The organism is Pseudomonas protegens, assembly GCF_003363755.1.
In the GTDB taxonomy this organism is placed as follows: domain Bacteria; phylum Pseudomonadota; class Gammaproteobacteria; order Pseudomonadales; family Pseudomonadaceae; genus Aquipseudomonas; species Aquipseudomonas danubii.
Genome location: NZ_CP031396.1, coordinates 6,594,385 through 6,618,325 on the forward strand (window position 1 = coordinate 6,594,385; position 23,941 = coordinate 6,618,325).

Genomic DNA, 23,941 nt, shown 5'->3' on the forward strand with positions numbered 1-23,941 from the left:
AATCGGGACCCGTTTGTCTGGGTTCAGTCCTTGGACGAACCGCGTTTTACCAGTTTCATGACCACCACGAAGAACACCGGGACGAAGATCACCGCCAGGGTCGCGGTGATCATGCCGCCGATCACCCCGGTGCCGATGGCCTGCTGGCTGGCGGAACTGGCGCCGGTGGCAATGGCCAGGGGCACCACGCCGAGGATGAAGGCCAGGGAGGTCATGACGATCGGCCGCAGACGCAGGCGTGCTGCCTGCACTGTGGCGTCGATCAGGTCGTGGCCTTCGTCGTACAGGCTCTTGGCGAACTCGATGATCAGGATCGCGTTCTTCGCCGACAGGCCAATGATGGTGATCAGGCCGACCTTGAAGAACACGTCGTTGGGCATCCCGCGCAAGCTCACCGCCAGCACCGCCCCCAGCACCCCCAGGGGCACCACCAGCAGCACCGAGGTCGGAATCGACCAGCTCTCGTAGAGCGCCGCCAGGCACAGGAACACGATCAGCAGCGACAGGCCCAGCAACAGCGGCGCCTGACTGCCCGAGAGGCGTTCCTGCAGCGACAGACCGGTCCACTCCAGGCCCAGGCCGGCGGGCAACTGGCTCACCAGTCGCTCGACTTCCTGCATGGCTTCACCGGTGCTGTGGCCCGGAGCCGGTTCGCCGGAAATGGCAATCGCCGGGTAGCCGTTGTAGCGGGTCAGCTGGGCCGGCCCCAGGGTCCAGGTGGCGCGGACGAAAGCAGACAGCGGCACCATCTTGCCGGCGCTGTTGCGCACGTTCATCCGCAGCAGGTCCTCGACCTGGCTGCGTTGATCGCCTTCGGCCTGGACCACCACCCGCTGCATGCGCCCCTGGTTGGGGAAGTCGTTGATATAGGCCGAGCCCAGGGCCGTGGACAGCAGGTTGCCGATATCGGCGAAGGACACGCCCAGGGCGTTGGCCTGCTTGCGGTCGACTTCCAGTTGCACCTGGGGCGCTTCGGCCAGGGCGCTTTCGCGGACGTTGGCCAGGATCGGGCTCTTTTCCGTGGCAGCCAGCAGCTCGGTCCGGGCCTGCATCAGCGCGGCGTGGCCGACGCCGCCACGGTCCTGCAGACGGAATTCGAAGCCACTGGAGGTGCCCAGGCCGTCGATCGGCGGCGGCAGCACGGCGTACACCACGGCGTCCTTGATCGCACTCAGGGCGCCGTTGGCGCGGTCGGCAATGGCCATGGCCGAGTCGTCGCTGCCCCGTTGCGACCAGTCCTTGAGGGTGGTGAAGGCCAGGGCCGCGTTCTGTCCGCTACCGGAGAAGCTGAAGCCGAGGATGATGGTGCTGTCGCCCACCCCCGGTTCGCCGGCGTTATGCGCCTCGATCTGTTCCACCACCTTGATCGTGCGGTTCTGGCTGGCCCCGGGCGGCAGCTGGATGTCGGTGATGGTGTAGCCCTGGTCTTCCACCGGGAGGAACGAGGAGGGCAGGCGGCTGAACAGCAGCGCCATGATCGCCAGCAGCGCGACGTAGATCAGCAGGTAGCGGCCGGTGCGCTTGAGGGCGTAGCTCACGCCGCCCTCGTAGCGGTTGCTCAGGCGTTCGAAGCGCCGGTTGAACCAGCCGAAGAAGCCCTTGCGCTCATGGTGCTCGCCGGCGGCGATGGGCTTGAGCAGGGTGGCGCACAGGGCCGGGGTCAGGGTCAGGGCAAGGAAGGCCGAGAACAGGATCGAGGTGGCCATGGACAGGGAGAACTGCTGGTAGATCACCCCCACTGAACCCGGCATGAAGGCCATGGGAATGAACACCGCCACCAGCACCAGGGTGATGCCGATGATGGCCCCGGTGATCTGCTTCATGGCCTTGCGCGTGGCTTCCTTGGGCGACAGGCCCTCGGTGGCCATGATCCGCTCGACGTTCTCCACCACCACGATGGCATCGTCCACCAGGATACCGATGGCCAGCACCATGCCGAACATGGTCAGCACGTTGATGGAGAACCCCAGGGCCAGCATGGTGGCGAAGGTGCCCATCAGCGCCACCGGCACCACCAGGGTCGGGATCAGGGTGTAGCGGATGTTCTGCAGGAACAGGAACATCACCAGGAACACCAGGGCCATGGCTTCCATCAGGGTGTAGATCACTTTGGTGATCGAGACCTTGACGAAGGGCGAGGTGTCATAGGGGATCTTGTATTCCACCCCGGTGGGGAAGTAGCGCGACAGTTCGTCCATCTTGGCGCGGATCAGGGTCGCGGTATTCAGCGCGTTGGCCCCGGGGGACAGTTGCACGCCAACAGCGGTGGAGGGCTTGCCGTTCAGGCGTGTGCCGAACTGGTATTCCTGGCTGCCGACTTCCACCCGCGCGACATCGCCGATGCGCACCGTAGAGCCGTCGGGATTGGCCCGCAGGACAATGTCGGCGAACTCCTCGGGGGTGGTCAACTGGCCCTTGACCAGAATGGTCGCGGTGATTTCCTGGCTGGAGGGGTTGGGCAGGTCGCCGATGCTGCCGGCCGGCACCTGGGCGTTCTGCGCCGCGACCGCAGCATTGACGTCCGCCGGGGTCAGGTTGAAACCGATCAGCTTCTGCGGGTCGACCCAGATGCGCATGGCCCGTTCGGCGCCGTACAGCTGGGCCTTGCCAACCCCGTCCACGCGACGGATCTCGTTCATCACGTTGCGCGCCAGGTAGTCGCTGAGGGCCACATCGTTGAGGCGCCCGTCATTGGAGGTCAGGGTGATCAGCAACAGGAAGCCGGCGGAGACTTTCTCCACCTGCAGGCCTTGCTGGGTCACGGCCTGGGGCAGGCGCGGTTCCACCGCCTTGAGGCGGTTCTGCACATCGACCTGGGCCAGCTCCGGATTGGTGCCGGGCTGGAAGGTGGCGGTGATGGTGGCGCTGCCCAGGCTGCTCTGGGAGGAGAAGTACAGCAGGTGATCGGCGCCATTGAGCTCCTGCTCGATCAGGCTGACCACCGATTCGTCCAGGGTCTGTGCCGAGGCGCCGGGATAGACCGCGTAGATCTCGATCTGCGGCGGCGCCACGTTGGGGTACTGGGCCACCGGCAGTTGGGGAATCGCCAGGGCGCCACCCAACAGGATGAAGAAGGCGACCACCCAGGCGAATACCGGGCGGTCAATAAAGAATTGCGGCATGTCGTACTACCTACTGGCCAGGATTCTGAGCGAGCGGAAGGGGCGTGTCGTCGATCTGCACCAGCTCGCCGGGACGGGCGTGCTGCAAGCCTTCGACGATGATGCGGTCACCGGGCTTGAGCCCTTCAGTGACGATCCAGCGGTCTTTCTGTACCCCGCCCAGTTGCACCGGGTGTTGCACCACACGGTTCTCGGCATTCACCAGCAACACTTGGGCGACGCCGGCGCTGTCACGCTGGATGGCCCGTTGCGGCACGCTGATGCCCTGCTGGTTGACGGCCTGCTCCAGGCGCACGCGCACGAAGCTGCCGGGCAAGAGATCGAGGTCCGGGTTGGGGAACTCGCTACGCAGGATGATCTGCCCGGTGCTCGGGTCGACGCTGATGTCGGCGAACAGCAGTTTGCCCGGCAACGGATAGAGGCTGCCGTCGTCCTGGATCAGGGTGGCCTTGGCCTGGTCCTTGCCCACCTGTTGCAAGTGCCCGGCCCGCAAGGCCCGGCGCAGATCATTGAGCTCACGGGTGGATTGGGTCAGGTCGGCGTGGATCGGGTCCAGTTGCTGGATCAGCGCCAGAGGCGTGGTTTCGTTCTGGCCCACCAGGGCGCCTTCGGTCACCAGGGCGCGGCCGACGCGACCGGAAATCGGCGCGGTAACGGTGGCGAAGTCCAGATTGAGCCTGGCACGTTTGACTGCGGCCTGATTGGCCGCGACTTCGGCATCGGCCTGGCGCCGGGTCGCCCGGGCGTTGTCGTATTCCTGGCCGCTGATGGCCTGGTCGGCGATCAGCTTGGCAAAGCGCTGTTCCTGCAGGCGCGCCTGGAAGGCGCTGGCCTCGGCCTTGCGCAGGTTGGCCCGGGCGCTGTCCAGGTCGGCCTGGAAGGGCGCCGGGTCAATGCGAAACAGCACGTCACCCTGCTTGACGTCGGAACCCTCGCGGAAGGTCCGTTGCAGCACCACCCCGGCCACTCGGGCACGGACTTCGGCGATCCGCGGTGCGGCAATGCGCCCGCTCAGTTCGCTGGTGATGGACAGGGCCTGGCTCTGGATCGTCTCGATCCGCACCGTGGCGGTCGGTGGTGTCTGTTCGCCTTCGGTTTGGCCGCAGGCGCTCAGCGCCCCTGCCAGAACCAACAGGCAGAGTGGCGCGAAGAGTTTATTCGACATGCTGATACCCCAATAATGACCTCGGCATGCTAAGGGCATGGGTCAAGGCCCGCTGTGAAGCTGTGTAGGTGCTGTGTGAAAAAGTGTGAAGCGGGCGCGCCCGGGCTGCCGCTGTTGTATATCCTTGGCGCCTCGCTGGTTGTAGCCGGTGCTCTATAAGAAACGCCGGTACTCTGTATTTCTTCAATAAAGACCTCAGCTCATGCCCAATATTCTTCTCGTCGAAGACGACTCCGCCCTCTCGGAACTGATTGCCAGTTATCTGGAGCGCAATGGCTATCAAGTCAGTGTGATCAGTCGTGGCGATCAGGTGCGGGAGCGGGCCAAGACCAATCCGCCGGACCTGGTGATCCTCGACCTGATGTTGCCGGGGCTGGACGGTTTGCAGGTCTGCCGTTTGTTGCGCGCCGACTCGGCGACTTTGCCGATCCTGATGCTGACCGCGCGCGATGATAGCCATGATCAGGTCCTGGGTCTGGAAATGGGCGCCGACGACTATGTGACAAAACCTTGCGAACCGCGAGTGCTGTTGGCACGGGTGCGTACCTTGTTGCGCCGCAGCAGCCTGAGTGAGCCCCAGACCGCCAGCGACCAGATCCTCATGGGCAACCTGTGCATCGACCTCTCCGAGCGCACCGTGACCTGGCGCGAGCAGTTGGTGGAACTGTCCAGCGGTGAGTACAACCTGCTGGTGGTGCTGGCCCGACATGCCGGTGAAGTGCTCAGTCGCGACCAGATCCTCCAGCGCCTGCGGGGCATCGAGTTCAACGGCACCGATCGCTCGGTGGACGTGGCCATCTCCAAGCTGCGACGCAAGTTCGACGACCATGCCGGCGAGGCGCGCAAGATCAAGACCGTCTGGGGCAAGGGCTATCTGTTCAGCCGTTCCGAGTGGGAATGCTGAGTCCATGCTGCGCATCCTGATCCGGCTGTACCTGATCACCATCGTCGCCTTCAGCGCAGCGATCTACCTGATTCCCGACCTGGTGATCAAGGTCTTCCACGAGCGTTTCCTGGACTACAACCTGGATCAGTCCCGGGGGCTGCAGAGCTTGATCGTCAAGCAGTTTCGCGCCCTGCCTGCGTCCCAGTGGCCGACCCTGGCCGAGGAAATGGACGAAGAGTTCCACCCGCTGCAGGTGGCTCTGGTGCGCATCGACGATCCGGACTTCAGCCTTTACGAGCGTGAGCGCCTGGAACGCGGCGAGAAGGTCGTGCGCCTGGGAGACTGGGGCTGGCGCACACTGGCAGTGTCGCCGCTGGATGACCAGCTGGCGGTGAAGCTGGTGGTGCCGCCGGACCCTCTGGACGTCAACCTGCTGTACTGGAGCATCAATGTGCTGATCGTCGCGGTGCTGCTGGCCTGCCTGCTGCTTTGGGTCAGGCCCCACTGGCGCGATCTGGAACGCTTGAAGCGCACCGCCGAGCGCTTCGGCAAGGGCCACTTGAGTGAACGCACGCAACTGCCCGGCAGCTCCAACATCGGCAGCCTGGCCCATGTCTTCGACACCATGGCCGGGGACATCGAGCAACTCCTGAACCAGCAGCGGGACTTGCTCAATGCGGTGTCCCACGAGTTGCGCACGCCTTTGACCCGACTGGACTTCGGCCTGGCCCTGGTGCTCTCCGACGATCTGCCTGCCGCCAGCCGCGAGCGTCTGCAAGGGCTGGTGGCGCATATTCGTGAACTGGATGAACTGGTGCTGGAGCTGCTGTCCTACAGCCGCCTGCAGAATCCGGCCTGCCTGCCGGAGCAGGTCGAGGTGTCGCTGGACGAGTTCATCGACAGCATCCTCGGCAGCGTCGACGATGAACTGGAATCGGACATCGTCATCGATGTCCTGTTGCACGGCACCCTGGAGCGTTTCACCCTGGACCCGCGGCTGACTGCCCGGGCCCTGCAGAACCTGCTGCGCAATGCCACCCGTTACTGTGAGAAACGCATTCAGGTGGGCGTGCTGGTCAGCGACGAGGGGTGTGAAATCTGGGTCGACGACGACGGCATCGGCATTCCTGACGACGAGCGCGAGCGGGTATTCGAACCCTTCTACCGCCTGGACCGCAGCCGCGACCGCGCCACCGGCGGATTCGGCCTGGGCCTGGCCATCAGCCGCCGGGCCCTGGAAGCCCAGGACGGCACCCTGACCGTGGAAGCCTCGCCCCTGGGTGGCGCGCGTTTTCGCCTGAGCCTGCCGCCCCCGACCACCCGCTGAACGGCGCCCCCGGCCTTTTAGCCGCTGCCGAACCTGCGATCGGCGACGCAGCTGGAGCAACGCGGCGTCTGCTCCAGCGTGCCCTCAGGGCCCGTTCGCAGCCTGCGGCAGCGGCTACACAAACCGGCGTGCCTTCAAGGACGCGCGCCAGCCTGCGGCCAGTCCCGTTTTTGGCCAATGCGCTGCCTTACGGGGCGCTGCCACCACTTGCTATAGTTCGGCCCTCATTTTCCGCCCAGTAAAGGATCACTGCCATGTCCGAATACCAAGCCTTTCGCGTCGAACTCGCTGACAACATCGCCCATGTGCAGATCAATCGGCCGGAAAAGATCAATGCCATGAACGCCGCGTTCTGGAGCGAGATCGTCGAGATCTTCCGCTGGATCGATGACACCGATGCGGTGCGGGTGGTGGTGCTCAGTGGCGCCGGCAAGCATTTTTCCTCAGGTATAGACCTGATGCTGCTGGCCGGCGTGGCCAACGAACTGGGCAAGGACGTGGGCCGCAACGCCCGTCTGCTAAGGCGCAAGATTCTCCAGTTGCAATCCTCCTTCACCGCCGTGGACAACTGCCGCAAGCCAGTGCTGGCGGCCATCCAGGGCTATTGCCTGGGGGGCGCCATCGACCTGATCAGCGCCTGCGACATGCGCTATGCCGCTGACGATGCCCAGTTCTCCATCAAGGAAATCGATATCGGCATGGCGGCGGATGTCGGCACATTGCAACGTTTGCCACGCATCATCGGCGACGGCATGCTGCGCGAGCTGGCCTACACTGGGCGCACCTTCGGTGCCGAGGAAGCGCGCAGCATCGGCCTGGTCAACCGCACCTACAGCGATGCCGCCAGCCTGCTGGACGGGGTCATGGAGATTGCCCGGGAGATTGCCGCCAAATCGCCGATCGCGGTCAGCGGCACCAAGGAAATGCTCAGCTACATGCGTGACCACCGGATCGATGACGGCCTGGAATATGTCGCCACCTGGAACGCCGCCATGTTGCAGTCCAACGACTTGCGTGTGGCCATTGCCGCCCACATGAGCAAACAGAAACCCGAATTTCTGGATTGATTGACGATGATTGCACGCTGGACCACCGCAGTACTCGACACCGACCTTCCTGGCGGCTGGGCCGTGGCCCGCGGCCCGGAAGGCTTTCTCCATGACGACAACGGCGCGCTGTTTCCGCGGCACTGGCTCAAGGGCCAGGACCTGCCGCTGCTGGCGGAACACGGCATCGGCCACCTCGATGGCGAGCCGGTGTACCTGCTGGAACTCAGTGGCCGCGCCGAGGTGCCGGGCTGTCGCTGGAAAAGCCTGCGAGCCTTCATGCTGGAGGGCGATCACACCCTGTACAAGGTCCTGGGCTACGCCGCACAGATCGGCACCTGGGCCCGGGAACATCGCTTTTGCGGCAGTTGCGGCCGGGCCACGCGGCAAGTGCCGGGGGAGCGGGCAATGTATTGCGAGCCCTGCGATCTGCGAGCCTATCCGCGCATTTCACCGAGCATGATCGTGCTGATCACCCGGGGCGACGAGATTCTTCTGGCCCGTTCTCCGCGTTTCGTTACGGGTGTCTACAGCACCCTGGCCGGCTTTGCCGAGCCCGGTGAGTCGGCGGAGGATTGCCTGATCCGCGAAGTGCGCGAAGAGGTGAGCATCGAGGTCAGGAACATCCAGTACGTGGGCAGTCAGTGCTGGCCGTTCCCGCATTCGATGATGCTGGGCTTCCATGCCGAATACGCCGCTGGCGAGATCATCCCCCAGGAAGACGAGATCGAGGATGCCCAGTGGTTCAACGTGCACGCGCTGCCGCCGTTGCCGGCCTCGCGCTCGATTGCCCGCTACCTGATCGACCTCTATGTGGCGCGCCGTCTAGGCCACGCTGAACCAGTGCTGCCAGGCTAGGCGCACGGTCAACCCCAGGACCACGGTGATGAACACCGGGCGAATGAACTTGGCACCACCGCTGATGGCGGTGCGTGCGCCGAAAAACGCCCCGACCATCACCGACAGGCCCATGCACAGGCCGATGATCCAGTCCACCTGCCCGGAGAACACGAACACCGACAGCGCTGCGATGTTGCTGACGAAGTTCATGCTGCGGGCCACGCCGCTGGCCTTGACCAGGTCGATGGGGTAGAGCAGCAGGCTGCTCACGGTCCAGAACGCCCCGGTGCCGGGCCCAGCCACGCCGTCATAGAAGCCCAGGCTGAAGCCCTGGCTCGATTGCCACTTCTTCTTGATGGGTGCGTCGCTGTCCAGCGGCGCCTTGGGCGTGCCGCCGAACAGCAGGTACAGGCCACAGGCGAAGACGATCACCGGCAGCATCTTGTTCAGCCACTCGGCCGGCAGGTAATGGGCGACGATGGCCCCGGTCAGCGCCCCCACCAAGGTACCAACAATAGCGTGGGTCCATTGCCGGGGGTGGAACAGCTTGCGGCGATAGAAGGTGAAGCTGGCGGTGGCGGAACCGAAGGTCGAACTGAGCTTGTTGGTACCCAGGACCAAGTGCGGCGGCAGCCCGGCCGTCAGCAGGGCCGGCGTGGTGAGCAGCCCGCCGCCGCCAGCGATGGCGTCGATGAAACCGGCGATGAACGCTACGAGGGCGAGAATGGCGAGGGTGGTCAGGTCTACGCTGAGTTCGAAGGGCATGGATTCGGCTTATTGTTCGGCGGGAAGCGCAAAAGGGGGCTGCGCGAAAGGTCGCCATCTTACCTGCAACCCTGCCCGCTGCGCGACCGCCTCGACCTTGGTCTGGTACCCCTATCCCAGGCGCCGGCTTGCCGGCGAGTGAGCCCTTGAGTCTTGCGCACGATCGGAGGGCGCCCTCACTGGCAAGCCAGCTCCTACGGACGGCGCAGGGCCCGCAAAGCGTAGGAGCCGGCTTGCCGGCGAATGAGCCCTTGAGCCTTGTGCACGACCGGAGGGCGCCTTCGCTGGCAAGCCAGTTCCTACGGACGGCGCAGGGAAGGGTCAGCGTTGCGGGCCGTTGCCGATCTGCCAGACAAAGGGCGGTTCGCTGCCGTTGATACGCCAATCACCGACAATCCGTGCCTTGTAGATCACCGGGTTATGGGACGACACGGTCCGCGCATTGCGCCAATGCCGATCCAGGGCCTTGCCCTGGCGAATGTCCGAAGCCCCCAGGGCATTGAACAGTTCGCTGGTGGCGCGCTGGATCAGCTCGCTCACCACCACCTGGGCCGTGGCCGATTCGATTTCCGCGGCCACATTGGCTTCACGTTCCTTCACCTGATCCCCGGCAAAGCGCGCCAGGTACGCTCGTTGCGCCGGTGCCGCTGCCCGGACTGTCGCCGCCTCGGCGGCATACACCAGGGCTGCAATCTCGCCCACCACCTGCTGCACCTGGGCGTCGGCGCTGACCTGCGGTGCGTTGCCATGGCTGTAGATGCGCTTGCGCACCCGCACTTCGTGAGCCACATCGCGCAGTGCAGCGCGGCCGATCCCGGACAGGGTCGCCAGCAGCACCAGTTGATAGAAGGCGGTCTGGTATTTGAAGCGGGTGGTGAAGTCGATGAGGTTCTCGGCCTCCACTTCGGCGTCGGTAAAGCGCGAGGTGCCACTGCCGGTGGTGCGCTGGCCGAAACCGTCCCAGTCATCGCTCTGCTGGATGCCGCTCTGGCGAGTCCTTACGGCGGCAATCACATCGCCGCCGGTATCGCTGCGCTGGGCGTAGACATCGATCCAGTCGGAGAAAATGCTGCCGGTGCTGTAGAACTTTTCGCCATTGAGGCGCCATTTGTCGCCGTCCGGCGTCACCTTGGTGATCACCTGGCCAATCTCCACCGCGCCGATTTCAGTCCAGGCGCAGCCGACGATATCGCCCTCGACAAAACGCTTGAACCACAGGTCCCGGGCCGGGCCAGGGGGCGCATTGAGACGATCCTCGGCAAAGGCGAAGTGGCCGCGCAGGGCTTGGGGCACATTGGCATCGGCCTCGGCCAGCTCGATCAGCAGTTGAAACAGCTGGGGCAGGGAGGCGCCGCCGCCACCGTATTCCACCGGCACCCGTAGCGCGCCGAAGCCGGCCTCCTTGAGCCATTGGATAGGTTCATAAGGCAAGGTACGGCTGTGCTCGCGCTCCACGGCACCGGCGGCGATCTTCTGGAAGATTGGCCGGAAGCGCTCGGCCAGGGCTTCGTAGTCGACGCCTACGGACAGCGGATTGATTACCTGATGTTCGGTCATGGTGTGGCTCCTGGGGCAGGCAGTAAAAAACGGTAGGTGTCGAAGCTGATTGCACACAGCATGCCGGAATCCCCAGTGCCGGTTTGCCTGGGCGCGGGCGGGCACGAGCATCCGGCAACTGTTGTCCGGGCAACAGTTGATCAACAAATCGGTTGATTGCGGGTTTTTTGGATGGCCTGTCGCAGCTGTTGCAAGTGGTACTTGCAGGGGGCAACGAAGTCGCCCCTGCAACCCTGGCAAGCCGCTGCGGGCCTGGCCCTGCGCCGCGGGGCTGTGCCTTGCCCGGGCTCCGGAACAAGGCTTGCGCCGGCGCTGTCGGGCGCTGGCACGCTTGCTGCTCTGGTCCTTGCACCTTAATCAGTCCCGAGGACCGAACCATGAGTCAGCAAGCCGTCAAATTTGCTTATTGGGTGCCTAATGTCAGTGGCGGGCTGGTGGTGAGCAAGATCGAACAGCGCACCCACTGGGGCATCGACTACAACCGCAAGCTGGCGCAGATCGCCGAAGCGGCGGGCTTTGAATATGCCCTGACGCAGATCCGTTTCACCGCCGGCTACGGCGCCGAATATCAGCATGAGTCGGTGGCCTTCAGCCATGCGCTGTTGGCGGCAACCGACAAGCTCAAGGTGATCGCGGCGATCCTGCCCGGGCCCTGGCAACCGGCCCTGGCGGCCAAGCAACTGGCGACCATCGATCAACTGACCAACGGCCGCATCGCGGTAAACATTGTCAGCGGCTGGTTCAAGGGCGAGTTCCAGGCCATCGGCGAGCACTGGCTCGAACACGATGAGCGTTATCGCCGCTCCGAGGAGTTCATCCGTTCCCTGCGCGGGATCTGGAGCCAGGACCACTTCACCTTCAAGGGGGACTTCTATCGCTTCGACAATTACAGCCTCAAACCCAAGCCCCTGGGGCAACCGGAAATCTTCCAGGGCGGCAGTTCGCGGGCGGCCCGGGACATGGCCGCGAGGGTGTCGGACTGGTACTTCACCAATGGCAACAGCGTGGAGGGCATCAAGGCCCAGGTTGACGATATTCGCGCCAAGGCCGCCGCCAACCAGCATTCGGTGAAAGTCGGGGTGAATGCCTTTGTGATCGCCCGGGACACCGAGGAAGAAGCCCGGGCGGTGCTGGCGGAGATTATCGACAAGGCCGATCCGGAGGCGGTGAATGCCTTTGGCGATGCAGCCAAGCAGGCCGGCAAGGCCTCACCGGAGGGTGAGGGCAACTGGGCCAAGTCCAGCTTCGAGGACCTGGTGCAATACAACGACGGCTTCAAGACCAACCTGATCGGCACCCCGCAGCAGATTGCCCAGCGGATTGTCGCCTTGAAGGCGGTGGGGGTGGATCTGGTCCTGGCGGGCTTCCTGCATTTTCAGGAGGAAGTTGAGTATTTCGGCCAGCGCGTACTGCCGTTGGTGCGCGAGCTGGAAGCCCAGGCCCTGCTCAAGGAGCAAGAAGCCGCGGCGTGAACCCCGCGTTGCTTGCCGGCGAAGAGGTTCACCAGCCTGATGCAAGGCTGGAGACTTCTTCACTGGCAAGCCAGTTCCCAGGTGGTGTGGGAGGGGTTACAGGCCCAGGTCGCTGAGGCCTGGATGGTCATCCGGGCGCCGGCCCAGGGGCCAGTGGAATTTGCGCTCGGTTGCCTTGATCGGCATGTCGTTGACGCAGGCAAAACGCCGGGCCATCAGCCCTTGTTCGTCGAACTCCCAGTTCTCGTTGCCGTAGGAGCGGAACCAGTTGCCCGAATCGTCATGCCATTCATAGGCGTAGCGCACGGCGATGCGGTTGTCGGTAAAGGCCCAGAGTTCCTTGATCAGGCGGTAATCCAGTTCCTTGGCCCATTTGCGGGCGAGGAAGGCCTTGGCCTCTTCGCGGTTGTGGGCAAACTCGGCGCGGTTGCGCCATTGGGTGTCCAGGGTATACGCCAGGGATACCCGTTCCGGGTCCCGGGAGTTCCAGCCATCTTCGGCCAGACGGATCTTTTCAATCGCCGACTCGCGAGTGAAAGGTGGAAGGGGCGGGCGCACTTGAGCGTTAGACGACATGACTTGTCTCCAATAAAAGTTGCTGTTCAAACAAAGCAGTTGCTCTTGTTTAAAACAATCAGAGGTCCAATAACTTTCGCGCCATGCATTGCGCATTATCAGCAGCACTGTGATCGCCCATGACAAGGGCAACGGTAATGGCGCCATCGATCAGGATCAGCAGTTGCGCTGCCAGTTCCTTGGGATGTTGCACGCCATGTTCCTGGCAAAGCTCGGTCACGTAATCGAGCAGTTTCTGTTTATGTTGTTTGGCCACCTGGCGCACCGGGTCCTGGGGATCGCCGGTCTCGCCACTGGTGTTGATAAAGGCGCAGCCGCGGAAACCTTCGGACCCGAACCAGTCCCTGAGTACGCTGAACAGCGCCAGCAGCCGCTGTGCAGAGCCTTCGGCCTTGCCCACTTCAGTCCTGTACCAGTGCATCCAGCGCTGGTCACGACGTTCCAGGGCGGCCACCACCAGTTCGTCCTTGTTGCTGAAATAGCGATAGACGCTCTTTCTCGAGACCCCGGCGGTCTTCACCAACAGATCCATGCCAGTGGCGGCAATGCCGCTCTTGTAGATCAGCTTCTCGGTGACGTCGAGGATGATGTCGCGTGTTTCAGAGGGAGTGATTTCGTTCATGGGGCAAAGAGTAGAACGATCGTTCTCCTTGGTCAATCCTGTTGTTCAAACTTTTATATTCAGCGGTCTTTCTCACAGGTGCTGGCTTGCTGGCCAAGGTAATTTCCTGGGCTGTGCAAGACTCAAGATGCTTTGCGCCGGCAAGCCGGTTACTTCAGAACGGGCTGGCAGGGGACTCAGCCTGTTCCATGGTGTAAGCTCTTGCGCTCTTTGGATTTGAGCCACTGCGAGCCCTATGCCGTCGCTTTTCAAACGTTCCTTGCTGCCCAAACTGCGCAGCTTCCCCCTGGCTGCCGAAGCCTTCACCACTCTGACTGGCGCTGCGCAATTTCGTCGCACTCTGCTCGAGCAAATTGCCCAGGCCCGGCGGCGTATCTATATCGTCGCGCTGTACCTGCAGCAGGATGAGGCCGGTCAGGAAATCCTCGATGCCCTGCATGCCGCCAAGGCCGCGCGCCCGGAACTCGAGGTGCTTGTGGTGGTGGACTGGCTGCGGGCCCAGCGCGGCCTGATCGGCGCCGGCAAGCAGCCGGGCAACTCGGCCTGGTATCAGGAAATGACCCGTACCCACGCTACCGAAGTGCCGATCTACGGCGTGCCGGTGCAGACCCGGGAGCTGTTCGGGGTCCTGCACCTCAAGGGCTTCGTGATCGACGATTGCGTGCTCTACAGCGGCGCCAGCCTGAACAACGTGTACCTGCACAAGTTCGACAAGTACCGCTTCGACCGTTACCACCTGCTGCACAACCGCGCCCTGGCCGACTCCATGCACCATCTGGTGCAGCACGGGCTGGTGGCGTCGCGGGCGGTACATCGCCTGGACCTGCCGAACCTGCCGACCACTCGCAGTCTGCGTAACGACATCGGCGACCTGCGCAGTCGACTCAAGCACGCCACCTACGACACCACCGCTGGTGGCCTGGACAAGAGCGGGCTGTCGGTCAGTCCGTTGCTCGGTGTCGGCAAGGGCAACCCGCTGAACCGGATCATCTGCGAACTGATCGCCGGGGCCCGCCAGCAACTGACCATCTGCACCCCGTATTTCAACCTGCCCTTGGTGGTGACCCGGGAAATCAATCGGGCCCTGGAGCGCGGGGTAAAGATCGACATCATTGTCGGCGACAAGACCGCCAACGACTTCTACATCCCGCCCAGCGAGCCGTTCAAGGTCATCGCGGCTCTGCCTTACCTGTACGAGATCAGCCTGCGACGCTTTGCCAAGCGCCACCAGAAAGTCATCGACAGCGGCCTGCTCAACCTGCACCTGTGGCGTGACGGCGACAACACCTACCACCTCAAGGGCCTGTGGGTGGATGAGCGCTACACCTTGCTCACCGGTAACAACCTCAATCCCCGGGCCTTCCGCCTGGACCTGGAGAACGCCCTGTTGCTGGACGATCCCAAGGGCGAGTTGCTGGAGGCGCGTCGTGCCGAACAGGCCGAGATCTACCGCCATACCCGGCGCATCGAGCACTTCCAGTACCTGGACAGCCTGGTGGACTACCCCGAGGCGGTGGGCAAGTTCCTGCGTCGGGTCAGCCGGGTGCGCATCGAACGCCTGCTCTACCGCATGCTGTAGCCTGTCGCCGCTGCCGAGCTTGCGAGGCTGCGCAAAGGTCCGCAGGACCTTCAGCGCTCCGAAGAACGACGCCTCCAGCAGAGCTGTTCGCAGCCTGCGGCAGCGGCTACAAAAGCTGTGCGATAACACCTGTAGCCGCTGCCGAGCCTGCGAGGCTGCGCAAAGGTCCGCAGGACCTTCAGCGCTCCGAAGAACGACGCCTCTTGCAGAGCCGTTCGCAGCCTGCGGCAGCGGCTACAGGGATCGGGGGGTTGGCCAGATGGCGATCAGTACCAGCAACACCGCCGCCAGCAGGTAGGGCAGGCGCGGTTCGATGGCGTAGATCAGGCTGCCGGCCATGGGGCCGATGACCACGCCCAGGCCCTGGGCCGCGCCGATGCTGCCAGCAGTCGCGCCCTGTTCCGAGGCCTCTACGGCATTGGCCGCCAGTGCCGAGAACGATGGAAACACCCCACCCATGCCCGCCGCCGAGACAAAGAACGCCAGCCACAGGCCCCAGGCGCTGTCCACCAGCATGCTGCCGGCATAGCCCAGCGCCGACAGCAGGGCGCCGTAGCGGATCATCCGCAGCGGCGGCCACTCCAGCTTGCGCACCACCAATTGCGCGCAGATCAGCGCTACGCCGACCATGGCCAGGGCCACCCCGGCCGTCTGGGCGGCATCGGCGGGGCTCATGCGCAGCCGGTCCAGGGCGTAGAAGCTGACGGTGATCTGGGCAATCGACACACAGAGCATGGCGACAAAGGCCACCACCATCGGCCGGCGCAGCCGTGGGTCGCCCAGGCGCACCCGCGTCGGGGCCTGGGCCAGGTGCAGTTCCTGGCGTGGCAACTGGTAGCGCAGCACCACAAAGGCCAGCAACGGCAGCAGCGCCATGGCGTAGAACGGCAGGCTGAGGCTGTAGCGGGCCAGCAAGGCGGCCACCGCAGGACCCACCACCAAGCCCACGGCGTTGGCGGCGCCCAGGGTGGCCATGGCGCGGGCGCGGTGCTGGGGTTCGACGTTATCGGCGATCAGGGCGAAGCCGCCCACCGGGATCGCCGCATAAAAGGCGCCGATCAGCCCGCGGCCCAGCATCAGGCCGAGAAAGGCCATGGCGACGCTGGGCAGCGACTGCAGCGACAGGTCGATGAACAGGCACAGGGCCCAGTAGGCGAGGGTGAAGCCGGCCGTGCCCAGCAGCAGCACCCGACGCCGGCCGAAGCGGTCACTGGCCTGGCCCCAGGGGCGTGCCAGGAGCATCCAGATCACCCCGGAAACGGTCACGGCGGCGCCCGCATGCCAGGTTTCCAGATGCAGGGCCCGGGAGATCGGGCCGATCAGCGAGACGAAGGCCATCATCGACATGGTGCAGGCCATGTAGGCGGCCATCAGCGGCAGCAGCGAGAAGGGTTTGGCAGCCAGCGGCGTGGCCGCTGCTGTGGAGCGAGACATAGTGGGTCTTCCATGAAAGCCGTTGGGCCGTGAACGTTATCGGGATAACCGGCAACCGCCCAGCCTTATCTGCGTCGGTGATGGCAGCACCCTTGAGGCGCCGGCTGGTCGGCGAAGCGGGCGACCAGGACGAAGAAGCCATTGGGGCCTGTGTTGTTCTGGGCGTCGCTTTGGCTGGCCAGCCAATGCCTGCACCCGCCAACTCCTGCATGAGCTGGCTCAAGTGAGGGTGGGCTCAGTTCAGGCCCAGTTTGCCGCGCAGGGTGGAGAGGTCTTCGGCCAGGGTGTTGACCGGACCGATCAGGGCCTTGCGGTCGTTTTCCTTGACCTTGTCGTAGGTCATGAAGCCGCCGTCCGGGGTGTTGTACTTGGCGAGGATCTTGTTCACCGTGGCGAAGTTCTTGTCCACCTTGGCGACAAAGGCCGGGTCCTGTTTCGCGATCTGCCCACGGAACAGGTCGACGATTTTCTTTGCGCCGTCGATGTTGCCCTGGAAGTCGTAGAGGTCGGTGTGGCTGTAGCGGTCTTCTTCTCCGGAGATCTTGGTCGCGGCCACTTCCTCCAGCAGCGCGGCGGCACCCCCCACGACCTTTTCCGGTGGGAAGGTCAGGCCGGCGACGCGGGTTTGCAGGTCCTTGACGTTCTTGTTCAGGCCGTCGGCCAGCTCGCCCAGGCCTTCGGTGCTGTTTTCCGAGAACAGCGAATATTCCAGGCGGTGGAAGCCGGTGAAGTCTTCGGCCTTGACGCCTTGCTCGTGGTCGTCGACCCGGGAGTCGATGGCGGCGTCCAGGTCGCTGAAGAGTTCGGCGATGGGCTCGATCGACTCGTAGTACACCCGGGTCGGTGCGTAGAGCTTCCTGGCGCTGGCCAGGTCGCCCTGTTTCACCGCATCGGTGAATTGCTGGGTGTGGCTGGCCAGTTCATCGAGCTGCTCGGTGACGTAGATCTTGTAATCGGAGATCGGCCCCACCAGCTCCAGGGGCGCAGCGGCGGCGAACGCCGACAGTGGAGCGTGGAGCAAGCCAAGGGTCAGCAACACAGCGAGAGGCGACTTTTTCATGGGACTTTTCCGTGGGGGTTGAAGTGTCATGGGGTTCAGGCGGTGGTGTTCGGTCGGGTGGCTTCGAGCAACGAGCGACCGATGAAATCGCCGGCGCCGGTGACCCCTGGCAAGCTGAAGAAATAGCCGCCGCCGGTAGGCTTGAGGTACTCCTCCAGAGGCTCGCCGTTGAGGCGGGTCTGGACCGCGATAAAGCCTTTTTCCAGGTCCGCCTGGTAGCAGATGAACAGCAGGCCCATGTCCAGCTGACCGTTCTTGTTGACCCCATTGGAGTAGTTGAACGGCCGGCGCAGGATCAGGTTCTGCCGGGTCTGTGGGGTGCGCGGGTTGGCCAGGCGGATGTGGGCATCGAGCTTGGTCAGCTTGCCGTGGGGGTCACGGGCGTAGTCGGGGACCTGGGTTTCCTTCTGGCCATCCATGGGCGCGCCCGTGGTCTTGATCCGGCCGATGATGCTTTCCTGCTCCTGCAGCGGGGTGCGGTCCCAGCGCTCGACAAAATTGCGGATGATCCGTACCGCCTGGTAGCTGCCGTGGGTTGCCCAGGCCGGTTCGTCGCTGCCGGGCTGGACCCAGACGATCTGTTGCATGGCTTGCTGGTCATTGGAGTCGGGGTTGGCCGAGCCGTCGCGAAAGCCCAGGAAGTTGCGCGCGCTTTGCGCCGGCTCCCCGGGCTTGGCCGGCGCCTGGGGCGGCACGCTGCCTTCCTGCTTCCAGCGCACCAGCAGCAGGTCGGGGAGGTTCTTCACGATGTCGCGCAGGGCGTGGATATTGGTGTCGGCGGTGTTGGAGCAGAACTGCAGGCTCAGGTCGCCATGACAGCAGGCCGGCTCCAGGGCATCGTTGGGAAAACCCACCATGCGGATCAGGCGCTTGGGTTTGGCGGCGGCCAGGCCAAAACGTTCGTCGAACAACGATTCGCCCACCGACACGGTGATGGTCAGGTTGTCCGGGGGCACCACCGGGCCGAGGATGCCGGAATCCAGGGGCGGCAGTTTCGGGTCGACCTGGGCCACCGGCCCGCCGCTCATGAGAAAGGCGATGCGCTCGTCGAGGGTACGGAACAGTCGCTCCAGGTCGTCGCGGTCGCTGGCCAGCACATCGAAGGACACCAGCATGCCCGAGGTCGGGCGCGGGGTGACGATGCCGCTCTGGTGCTGGCCGTGGTAGTCGTGGCGGTCCTGGGTCCTGTCGCTGCTGGGGGCCTGGGTGACCTGGGCTGCGGCGCCGGCGGCCATGGCCGGGCCACTCAGGCTGCTGCCGGCCAGGGCCATGCCGGCGGCGCCCATGCCCAGCAGCACACGCCGGCGCTGGGCGCAAAAGCACGGGTTGGATGGATCGGAATCGTTCATTGAAAACTCGTCTGGTTACAGGCCGGAGAGGCCGAGTGCGGGATCGATGGCGTCGAGAGTGTCGGCCAGGGCCTTGGCCTTGTCGGCGATCTCTTTGCGTTGTGCGGCGCTGACCTTGTCGTAGTCCAGGTAGCCGAAGCCGTCGCGCAGGCTGGCGAGACGGGTGTCCAGGGCGTTCGCGGCGTTGTCGACCTGGGGCAACAACCGGGCAGCGGACTTGGCCAGCAAGGGGCGCAGCAGGTCGATGACCTTGCGGGTGGTCGCCAGGTTGGCGGCAAAGCCGTTGAGGTCGCTGTGGCTGTAGCGTTCTTCCTCGCCGCTGCTGGCCCGCAGGTCGGCAAGGCTGCGCAGGTTGCGTGCGACGATGCTCACCAGTTGTTCGGGCGGCAGGGTTTGGGCCAGCAGTTGCTCCTTGAGGCGCGAGACGTCGCTGGACAGCTGCTTCGCGACCGGAGCCAGGCCGGCCAGGTCGCGTTTCTGGAACAGGCCGTATTCCAGGCGGTGGAAGCCGCTGAAGCCCGGGTCCTGTTCCCGCTGTTCGAAATAGTCGGCGCGGGCGTTGATGGCGTTGTCCAGCTCGGCCAGGCGCTGGGCGGCCGGGGCCAGTTGCTGGTAGGCGGCGCGGGCCGGCAGGTACAGGGCTTGGGCCTGCTTCAGGTCACCGGCATCGATGGCCTGTTGCAGAGCCTTCACCGCCTTGATCAGGGCACCGCCCTGGGTGCTCAGGTAAACCCGGAATTCCGCCAGTGGGCCGATAAAGGCCAACATCGAAGGCCGGGCCTTGGCCTGGGCCTCGGACTGCGCGGTCGGGGTCACGTGCAGGGTGCCGCGCGGGTTGCTCAGCAGCCCGCACGTGATGGCGTAATCACCCGGTTGCAGGGTGGCGTTGATCACCTGGCTCAGGCCCGGAGCGATGTTCTCCCGCTCCTCGACCACCAGCACGCCATCAAGGATTTCCCATTCCACGGCGCGGTCCGAGCGGTTGACGATGCGAAAGCTGGCGTGACCTGCCGGCACCGTCAGCGCGTTGGGCTCACAGCTATGGGGATGGAGGGTCACGGTGATTTCGCCCTGGTGTGCCTGGCGCTTGTTGGCGGCCCGTTGCGAGGCGTAATAGAACAGCCCGCCGGCGGCGATCATGACGATCACCGAGCCGGCAACCGCCCAGCGCAAGGCGCGGGGCGGCGAGGCCTGGGGAGAGGCTTGCTGAGTCATTGAGGGAGCCTTACTGACTGGAAACGGAAGATGCTGAGCCGGGCGCCTTGGCCGGGGCGCCGCCGGGCAGGAAGAACAGCACCAGGGTCACGCCCAGGTACAGCACATAGGCGCCTAAGGTGCTGAGGGTGGGCGCGTCCTGGTAGCCGAACATGCCGGCCAGCACCGAGCCCAAAGGGCCATCCATGGGCAGGCTGGCGCTGACATCGAAGAGCACGCTCTGCAGGTGGTTCCAGACTCCGGCTTCATGCAGGGCCTGCACCGAGTTGGCGAGGATGCCGGCGGCCACCACCAGGATGAACAGCCCGGTCCAGCGGAAGAAGGCGGCGAGGTTCAGGCGCATGCTGCCGGTATAGATCAGGAAACCGACGATGATCGCCATGATCAGCCCCAGCAGGGCGCCGAGCGGCGCGCCCGGGCCTTCGCTCTGCTGGAACACCGCCAACAGGAAGAACACGGTTTCCAGGCCTTCCCGGGCGACGGCGAAGAACACCATGGCGATCAGCGCGATGAGCTGATGCCGGGAGCCAGCCAGGGCCTGGTCCAGGGACGCTTGCAGGGAGTGCTTGATCGAGCGCGCCACCTTGCGCATCCAGAACACCATGGAACTGAGGATGCCTACGGCCACCAGGCCGACGATGCCCTCGAAGAGTTCCTGCTGCTTTTGCGGGAATTCGGCGCTCATCAGCTCCAGGCCGCCGCCCACCAGCAGGGCCAGGGCTGCGGCGAGAAACACTCCGATCCACACCGCGGGCATCCACTGGCCACGGCCGGTCTGCTTCAGGTAGCTGGCGATGATGCCAACGATAAGCGCGGCTTCAATCCCTTCGCGCAGCATGATCAGAAATGGAACAAGCATTCAGCACCGGCGGGGCAATGGGTAGGGAGCTAACTTGTAACATAATGATACTCATTGCCAAATGAAGATTATTGACAACTGCTGAACGAAGGCTGAACGAGATTTATTTACCAGTGTTCGCGCTCTGTAGGAGCCGGCTTGCCGGCGAAGAGGCCCCTGAGCCTTGTGCAGGACGTTGGACCGCCTTCGCTGGCAAGCCAACTGCTACGGGGCGGGGCGATCAGCCCAGGTTCTGCTCGGTCAGGCGTTGCACCGCCAGGCGGCGGTAGTGGGAAGGGGTCATGCCCTTGAGTTGCTGGAAGCGGCGATTGAAGTTGGAGATGTTGTTGAATCCCGATTCGAAGCACACATCGGTCACCGGCTTGTCGCCATCGGCCAGCAGTTCGCAGGATTTGCTGATCCGCAGGCGATTGACGAACTCGATGAAGCAGCGCCCCGTGGCCTGTTTGAACACCCGGGAGAAGTAGGTGGGCTTCATCCCCAGGTACTGGGCCACTTCCTCCAGGGGCAGCTCTCGGGCGTAGTGGGCAAAGATGTAGTCCACGGCACGGTTGGTGCGATCGACACTGTGTTCGTCCGCCAGTTGCACACGGGTGGCGCCGGACAGCAGTTGATAGTCGTCGCAGGCCGCCAGCAGTTCCATGAGGATGAAAAAGTGGCCGAGGCGGGTGATGCCGCTGGAATCGGCAATGCGCTGCATCAGGGGCAGGGCCTGGGCGATGGTGTGCTTGCAGCGGAACTCGATACCGTATTGCGCCCGCTCCAGCAGTGGGCTGAGGTTCTTCAGTTCGGTGAACACCTGGCTGCCGCTGTCGAACAGTTCGTCGGTGAAGTTCACCAGCATGTCGCGCTTGGCCACGACCTCGTCCTCGGCCACCTGGCTGATCCAGTTGTGGGGCAGGTTGGGGCCGGTCAGGAACAGCGTCTGCGGATAGAAGTTGCCAATGTAGTCGCCGATGAACACCTTGCCGGAGCTGGCGACGATCAGGTGCAGTTCGTATTCCTTGTGGAAGTGCCAGCGCACCAGGGGGCAGGGGAAGCCGTGCTGGCGATAGATGATCGACAGGCCGTTATGGTCGTCCATCAACTCGTAGGAGGGGTCGCTGATCTTGCCGGTTCGACTCATGGCGCGGGACTGTTCTTGTTGTTGGCCGCGCTGATAATGCCTTGTGCCCCGCCCGCGCACCAGTAGGAGCTGGCTTGCCAGCGAAGGCGTCCTAGAGGGCGATGCAGGGCTTGTGGGCCTCTTCGCCGGCAAGCCGGCTCCTGCATGGAGTTTTCGTGTCTCGCCCGTAGGAGGAGGTCATGGGGCAGGGCGGTTCTTGGCTTCGATCCATTGCGCCATGTATTGGGTGCTCTTGTGATGGTGGTGTCGCAGCATGGCGCCGGTGAAGTTGTCCCGGCGCAATTGTTCCAGGTGCTGGCGGCAGTCTTGCAGGCGCTGGATCAGGGCCGGGCCGTGGACTTGCTGGCGGTAGCGCGCCTCAAGCAACCGCCGGCCATCGGTCTGGGCCTGTTCCCACAACTGTTGGTCCTGGTACAGGCGCACGGCCGCGGCCGCCAGGGCGCTGGCCGATTCGGCCACCGCGCCAGGCCAGGGCAGGCCATCCTGGGACATGGATTCACTGCCCACCGGCGTGGTGACGCTGGGCGTGCCGCAGAGCATGGCGTCCAGCAGCTTGCCCTTGATCCCGGCGCCAAAACGCAGGGGGGCCAGGCAGATCCGCGCGGCACTCATCACCTGCAGCGCGTCTTGCGCCCAGTTCATGATGTAAAAACCCTGGGCCGGGTTGTGCAGGGCTGCCGCCTTGGGCGGTGTGTAGGCGCCGTACAGGTGCAACTGGGCGCCGGGCAGTTGTTGGCGGATCAATGGCCACACGCGGTTTTTCATCCAGAGCACGGCGTCCCAGTTTGGCGCGTGGCGGAAATTGCCGATGCTGAGGAAGTGCGCCCGCTGTTCGAAGGGCGGGAAGTCCTGCGGCAGTTGTTCCAGCATCAACGGGCACCAGTGCAGCAGCGCCGGTGGCAGGCGGAACTGCTGCACCAGCAGTTCGATCTCCACCTCGGAGATCATCAGGCTCAGGTCGCAGCGGTAGATGGCGGCGATCTCGCGCTTGGCCAGGTCGGTGTCGGCCATGTGCTGGAACTCTTGCGCCGCGGCCTGGGTGAACAGAGCGCTGAAGTCATCTTCGTCGGCGCAGGCCTTGAGCTGATCCTTGAGGCGCTGGTGCCGGGCATGGCGCAGGCATTGCAAATCCGAGGTTTCCAGGACCCGCAGGGCATTCGGGCAGTGTTGCTCGACCCGCCAGCCGAACTGTTCCTCCATCATGAACTGGTCGAACAGCACGATGTCCGGGGCCAGTTCGGCGACAAAGCGGTCAAAACTGCTGTTGTTGAGCTCGATCGGGCATTCGCGGATACCCAGGGCCGCGAGGTCCTCCTTGTGTTCGCCCTCCTTGGCCGGGCTGCTGAAGGTCAGCTCCCAGCCCTGGTCGAGGAAACTCTGGAGGATCTGCATCATGTGCCCGCCGGCGGCGGAGGAGCGGGGTTCGGGCCAGACGTAACCAATGATCAGGACTTTGGTTGCGGCGGTGGGACTCATGAGGGGCGATTCCTGGCAGGCAAGGGCAAAAAAAGGCCGCCATTAAACCACAGCGCGCCAGCGGCGGATCAGGCCGCTGCCGGGCTCAACCGAGGATGCTGCGCACCTTGTCCCGCAACTGGTCGATGGAGAAGGGCTTGCCGATCACCGACATGCCGGCAGGCACGTCGATGGACTCGGCATAGCCGCTGGCAAACAGCACCGGCAGGTGCGGACGCAATTGCCGGGCGCGTTCGGCCAGTTCACGGCCGTTCATGCCGGGCAGGCCGACATCGGTCATCAGCAGGTCGATGGTCTGTTGCGGGTTTTCCAACAGGCTCAGCGCGGCGTCACTGCCATCAGCCTCCAGGACGCTGAATTCGAGCTCTTCGAGAACATCGACAATCAGCATGCGCACGATGGCATCGTCTTCGACGACTAGGATGGTGGAGACGCTGGCGGGCATAGGGACTCTCTCAAGAAGTG

At 64.2% G+C, this 23,941-nt stretch carries 20 protein-coding genes; 6 read left to right on the top strand and 14 right to left on the bottom strand.

The genetic code is table 11. From position 1 onward, the window contains the following. Positions 1-23: 23 nt before the first annotated feature. Positions 24-3,122, bottom strand: a complete 3,099-nt coding sequence (locus tag DWF74_RS30000; protein ID WP_102865206.1) for an efflux RND transporter permease subunit — start codon at positions 3,120-3,122, stop codon at positions 24-26. Positions 3,123-3,132: 10 nt separating this feature from the next. Next, positions 3,133-4,287 (bottom strand): efflux RND transporter periplasmic adaptor subunit, encoded by a 1,155-nt coding sequence (locus tag DWF74_RS30005; protein ID WP_102865205.1) that lies wholly within the window; start codon positions 4,285-4,287, stop codon positions 3,133-3,135. A 202-nt stretch (positions 4,288-4,489) separates the two neighbouring features. Between DWF74_RS30005 and DWF74_RS30010 the strand changes: the two genes are divergently transcribed. From DWF74_RS30010 to nudC, 4 genes are all read left to right on the top strand, one after another. Continuing rightward, a complete protein-coding gene (locus DWF74_RS30010; RefSeq protein WP_102865204.1) occupies positions 4,490-5,191 on the top strand; it encodes a response regulator transcription factor in 702 nt (233 codons plus the stop codon). A 4-nt stretch (positions 5,192-5,195) separates the two neighbouring features. Further along, positions 5,196-6,500, top strand: coding sequence for an ATP-binding protein (locus tag DWF74_RS30015; protein ID WP_102865203.1), 1,305 nt, complete (start codon positions 5,196-5,198; stop codon positions 6,498-6,500). 254 nt (positions 6,501-6,754) lie between these two features. Further along, complete coding sequence (locus DWF74_RS30020; RefSeq protein WP_102865202.1) at positions 6,755-7,567, top strand: crotonase/enoyl-CoA hydratase family protein; 813 nt, start codon at positions 6,755-6,757, stop codon at positions 7,565-7,567. Between the two features lie 6 nt (positions 7,568-7,573). After that, on the top strand, positions 7,574-8,404 hold the full coding sequence (nudC, locus tag DWF74_RS30025; RefSeq protein WP_102865201.1) for an NAD(+) diphosphatase: 831 nt from the start codon (positions 7,574-7,576) through the stop codon (positions 8,402-8,404). On the opposite strand, the gene DWF74_RS30030 is transcribed toward nudC, so the two are convergent. Together DWF74_RS30030 and DWF74_RS30035 are read right to left on the bottom strand one after the other, a co-directional pair. Beyond that, positions 8,372-9,151 (bottom strand): TSUP family transporter, encoded by a 780-nt coding sequence (locus DWF74_RS30030; protein ID WP_011061548.1) that lies wholly within the window; start codon positions 9,149-9,151, stop codon positions 8,372-8,374. The genes nudC and DWF74_RS30030 overlap by 33 nt on opposite strands. Before the next feature lie 321 nt (positions 9,152-9,472). Continuing rightward, positions 9,473-10,708 carry an acyl-CoA dehydrogenase family protein gene (locus DWF74_RS30035; RefSeq protein WP_115582368.1) on the bottom strand — a complete coding sequence of 412 codons (1,236 nt, stop codon included), beginning with the start codon at positions 10,706-10,708 and terminating at the stop codon, positions 9,473-9,475. Positions 10,709-11,085: 377 nt separating this feature from the next. Here DWF74_RS30035 and sfnG point away from each other — a divergent pair, with 377 nt between their 5' ends. Beyond that, a complete protein-coding gene (gene sfnG, locus DWF74_RS30040; RefSeq protein WP_102865199.1) occupies positions 11,086-12,180 on the top strand; it encodes a dimethylsulfone monooxygenase SfnG in 1,095 nt (364 codons plus the stop codon). 96 nt (positions 12,181-12,276) lie between these two features. On the opposite strand, the gene DWF74_RS30045 is transcribed toward sfnG, so the two are convergent. Together DWF74_RS30045 and DWF74_RS30050 are read right to left on the bottom strand one after the other, a co-directional pair. After that, positions 12,277-12,756 (bottom strand): DUF1348 family protein, encoded by a 480-nt coding sequence (locus DWF74_RS30045; RefSeq protein ID WP_016965720.1) that lies wholly within the window; start codon positions 12,754-12,756, stop codon positions 12,277-12,279. Positions 12,757-12,814: 58 nt separating this feature from the next. Further along, complete coding sequence (locus DWF74_RS30050) at positions 12,815-13,378, bottom strand: TetR/AcrR family transcriptional regulator (RefSeq protein WP_102865197.1); 564 nt, start codon at positions 13,376-13,378, stop codon at positions 12,815-12,817. Positions 13,379-13,613: 235 nt separating this feature from the next. On the opposite strand from DWF74_RS30050, the gene pssA reads away from it, so the two are divergent. Further along, complete coding sequence (pssA, locus tag DWF74_RS30055; protein ID WP_102865196.1) at positions 13,614-14,957, top strand: CDP-diacylglycerol--serine O-phosphatidyltransferase; 1,344 nt, start codon at positions 13,614-13,616, stop codon at positions 14,955-14,957. A 234-nt stretch (positions 14,958-15,191) separates the two neighbouring features. Here pssA and DWF74_RS30060 read toward each other — a convergent pair whose 3' ends face one another. The 8 genes from DWF74_RS30060 to DWF74_RS30095 all read right to left on the bottom strand — a co-directional run bounded on the left by DWF74_RS30060 (position 15,192) and on the right by DWF74_RS30095 (position 23,921). Further along, on the bottom strand, positions 15,192-16,391 hold the full coding sequence (locus DWF74_RS30060) for an MFS transporter (RefSeq protein WP_102865195.1): 1,200 nt from the start codon (positions 16,389-16,391) through the stop codon (positions 15,192-15,194). Between the two features lie 235 nt (positions 16,392-16,626). Beyond that, complete coding sequence (efeO, locus tag DWF74_RS30065; protein ID WP_102865194.1) at positions 16,627-17,451, bottom strand: iron uptake system protein EfeO; 825 nt, start codon at positions 17,449-17,451, stop codon at positions 16,627-16,629. Between the two features lie 35 nt (positions 17,452-17,486). Then, on the bottom strand, positions 17,487-18,800 hold the full coding sequence (gene efeB / locus DWF74_RS30070; RefSeq protein WP_115582369.1) for an iron uptake transporter deferrochelatase/peroxidase subunit: 1,314 nt from the start codon (positions 18,798-18,800) through the stop codon (positions 17,487-17,489). Between the two features lie 15 nt (positions 18,801-18,815). After that, a complete protein-coding gene (efeO, locus tag DWF74_RS30075) occupies positions 18,816-20,015 on the bottom strand; it encodes an iron uptake system protein EfeO (protein ID WP_115582370.1) in 1,200 nt (399 codons plus the stop codon). Between the two features lie 10 nt (positions 20,016-20,025). Next, on the bottom strand, positions 20,026-20,874 hold the full coding sequence (gene efeU, locus DWF74_RS30080; protein ID WP_115582371.1) for an iron uptake transporter permease EfeU: 849 nt from the start codon (positions 20,872-20,874) through the stop codon (positions 20,026-20,028). 220 nt (positions 20,875-21,094) lie between these two features. Further along, positions 21,095-22,000: an AraC family transcriptional regulator gene (locus DWF74_RS30085; RefSeq protein WP_102865190.1), complete on the bottom strand. Its 906-nt coding sequence runs from the start codon at positions 21,998-22,000 to the stop codon at positions 21,095-21,097. Positions 22,001-22,177: 177 nt separating this feature from the next. Next, positions 22,178-23,476 (bottom strand): glycosyltransferase, encoded by a 1,299-nt coding sequence (locus DWF74_RS30090; RefSeq protein ID WP_115582372.1) that lies wholly within the window; start codon positions 23,474-23,476, stop codon positions 22,178-22,180. A gap of 85 nt (positions 23,477-23,561) precedes the next feature. Next, positions 23,562-23,921, bottom strand: coding sequence for a response regulator (locus DWF74_RS30095; protein WP_102865187.1), 360 nt, complete (start codon positions 23,919-23,921; stop codon positions 23,562-23,564). Positions 23,922-23,941: the final 20 nt, after the last annotated feature.

Coding starts and splice junctions, on each gene's coding strand:
- DWF74_RS30085 (WP_102865190.1), bottom strand. CDS start 22,000: ATGAGTCGAACCGGCAAGATCAGCGACCCCTCCTACGAGTTGATGGAC.
- sfnG (WP_102865199.1), top strand. CDS start 11,086: ATGAGTCAGCAAGCCGTCAAATTTGCTTATTGGGTGCCTAATGTCAGT.
- DWF74_RS30020 (WP_102865202.1), top strand. CDS start 6,755: ATGTCCGAATACCAAGCCTTTCGCGTCGAACTCGCTGACAACATCGCC.
- efeO (WP_102865194.1), bottom strand. CDS start 17,451: ATGAAAAAGTCGCCTCTCGCTGTGTTGCTGACCCTTGGCTTGCTCCAC.
- DWF74_RS30030 (WP_011061548.1), bottom strand. CDS start 9,151: ATGCCCTTCGAACTCAGCGTAGACCTGACCACCCTCGCCATTCTCGCC.
- efeO (WP_115582370.1), bottom strand. CDS start 20,015: ATGACTCAGCAAGCCTCTCCCCAGGCCTCGCCGCCCCGCGCCTTGCGC.
- DWF74_RS30050 (WP_102865197.1), bottom strand. CDS start 13,378: ATGAACGAAATCACTCCCTCTGAAACACGCGACATCATCCTCGACGTC.
- DWF74_RS30005 (WP_102865205.1), bottom strand. CDS start 4,287: ATGTCGAATAAACTCTTCGCGCCACTCTGCCTGTTGGTTCTGGCAGGG.
- DWF74_RS30035 (WP_115582368.1), bottom strand. CDS start 10,708: ATGACCGAACATCAGGTAATCAATCCGCTGTCCGTAGGCGTCGACTAC.
- nudC (WP_102865201.1), top strand. CDS start 7,574: ATGATTGCACGCTGGACCACCGCAGTACTCGACACCGACCTTCCTGGC.
- DWF74_RS30095 (WP_102865187.1), bottom strand. CDS start 23,921: ATGCCCGCCAGCGTCTCCACCATCCTAGTCGTCGAAGACGATGCCATC.
- DWF74_RS30090 (WP_115582372.1), bottom strand. CDS start 23,476: ATGAGTCCCACCGCCGCAACCAAAGTCCTGATCATTGGTTACGTCTGG.
- efeU (WP_115582371.1), bottom strand. CDS start 20,874: ATGCTTGTTCCATTTCTGATCATGCTGCGCGAAGGGATTGAAGCCGCG.
- DWF74_RS30010 (WP_102865204.1), top strand. CDS start 4,490: ATGCCCAATATTCTTCTCGTCGAAGACGACTCCGCCCTCTCGGAACTG.
- DWF74_RS30060 (WP_102865195.1), bottom strand. CDS start 16,391: ATGTCTCGCTCCACAGCAGCGGCCACGCCGCTGGCTGCCAAACCCTTC.
- pssA (WP_102865196.1), top strand. CDS start 13,614: ATGCCGTCGCTTTTCAAACGTTCCTTGCTGCCCAAACTGCGCAGCTTC.
- DWF74_RS30000 (WP_102865206.1), bottom strand. CDS start 3,122: ATGCCGCAATTCTTTATTGACCGCCCGGTATTCGCCTGGGTGGTCGCC.
- DWF74_RS30045 (WP_016965720.1), bottom strand. CDS start 12,756: ATGTCGTCTAACGCTCAAGTGCGCCCGCCCCTTCCACCTTTCACTCGC.
- DWF74_RS30015 (WP_102865203.1), top strand. CDS start 5,196: ATGCTGCGCATCCTGATCCGGCTGTACCTGATCACCATCGTCGCCTTC.
- efeB (WP_115582369.1), bottom strand. CDS start 18,800: ATGAACGATTCCGATCCATCCAACCCGTGCTTTTGCGCCCAGCGCCGG.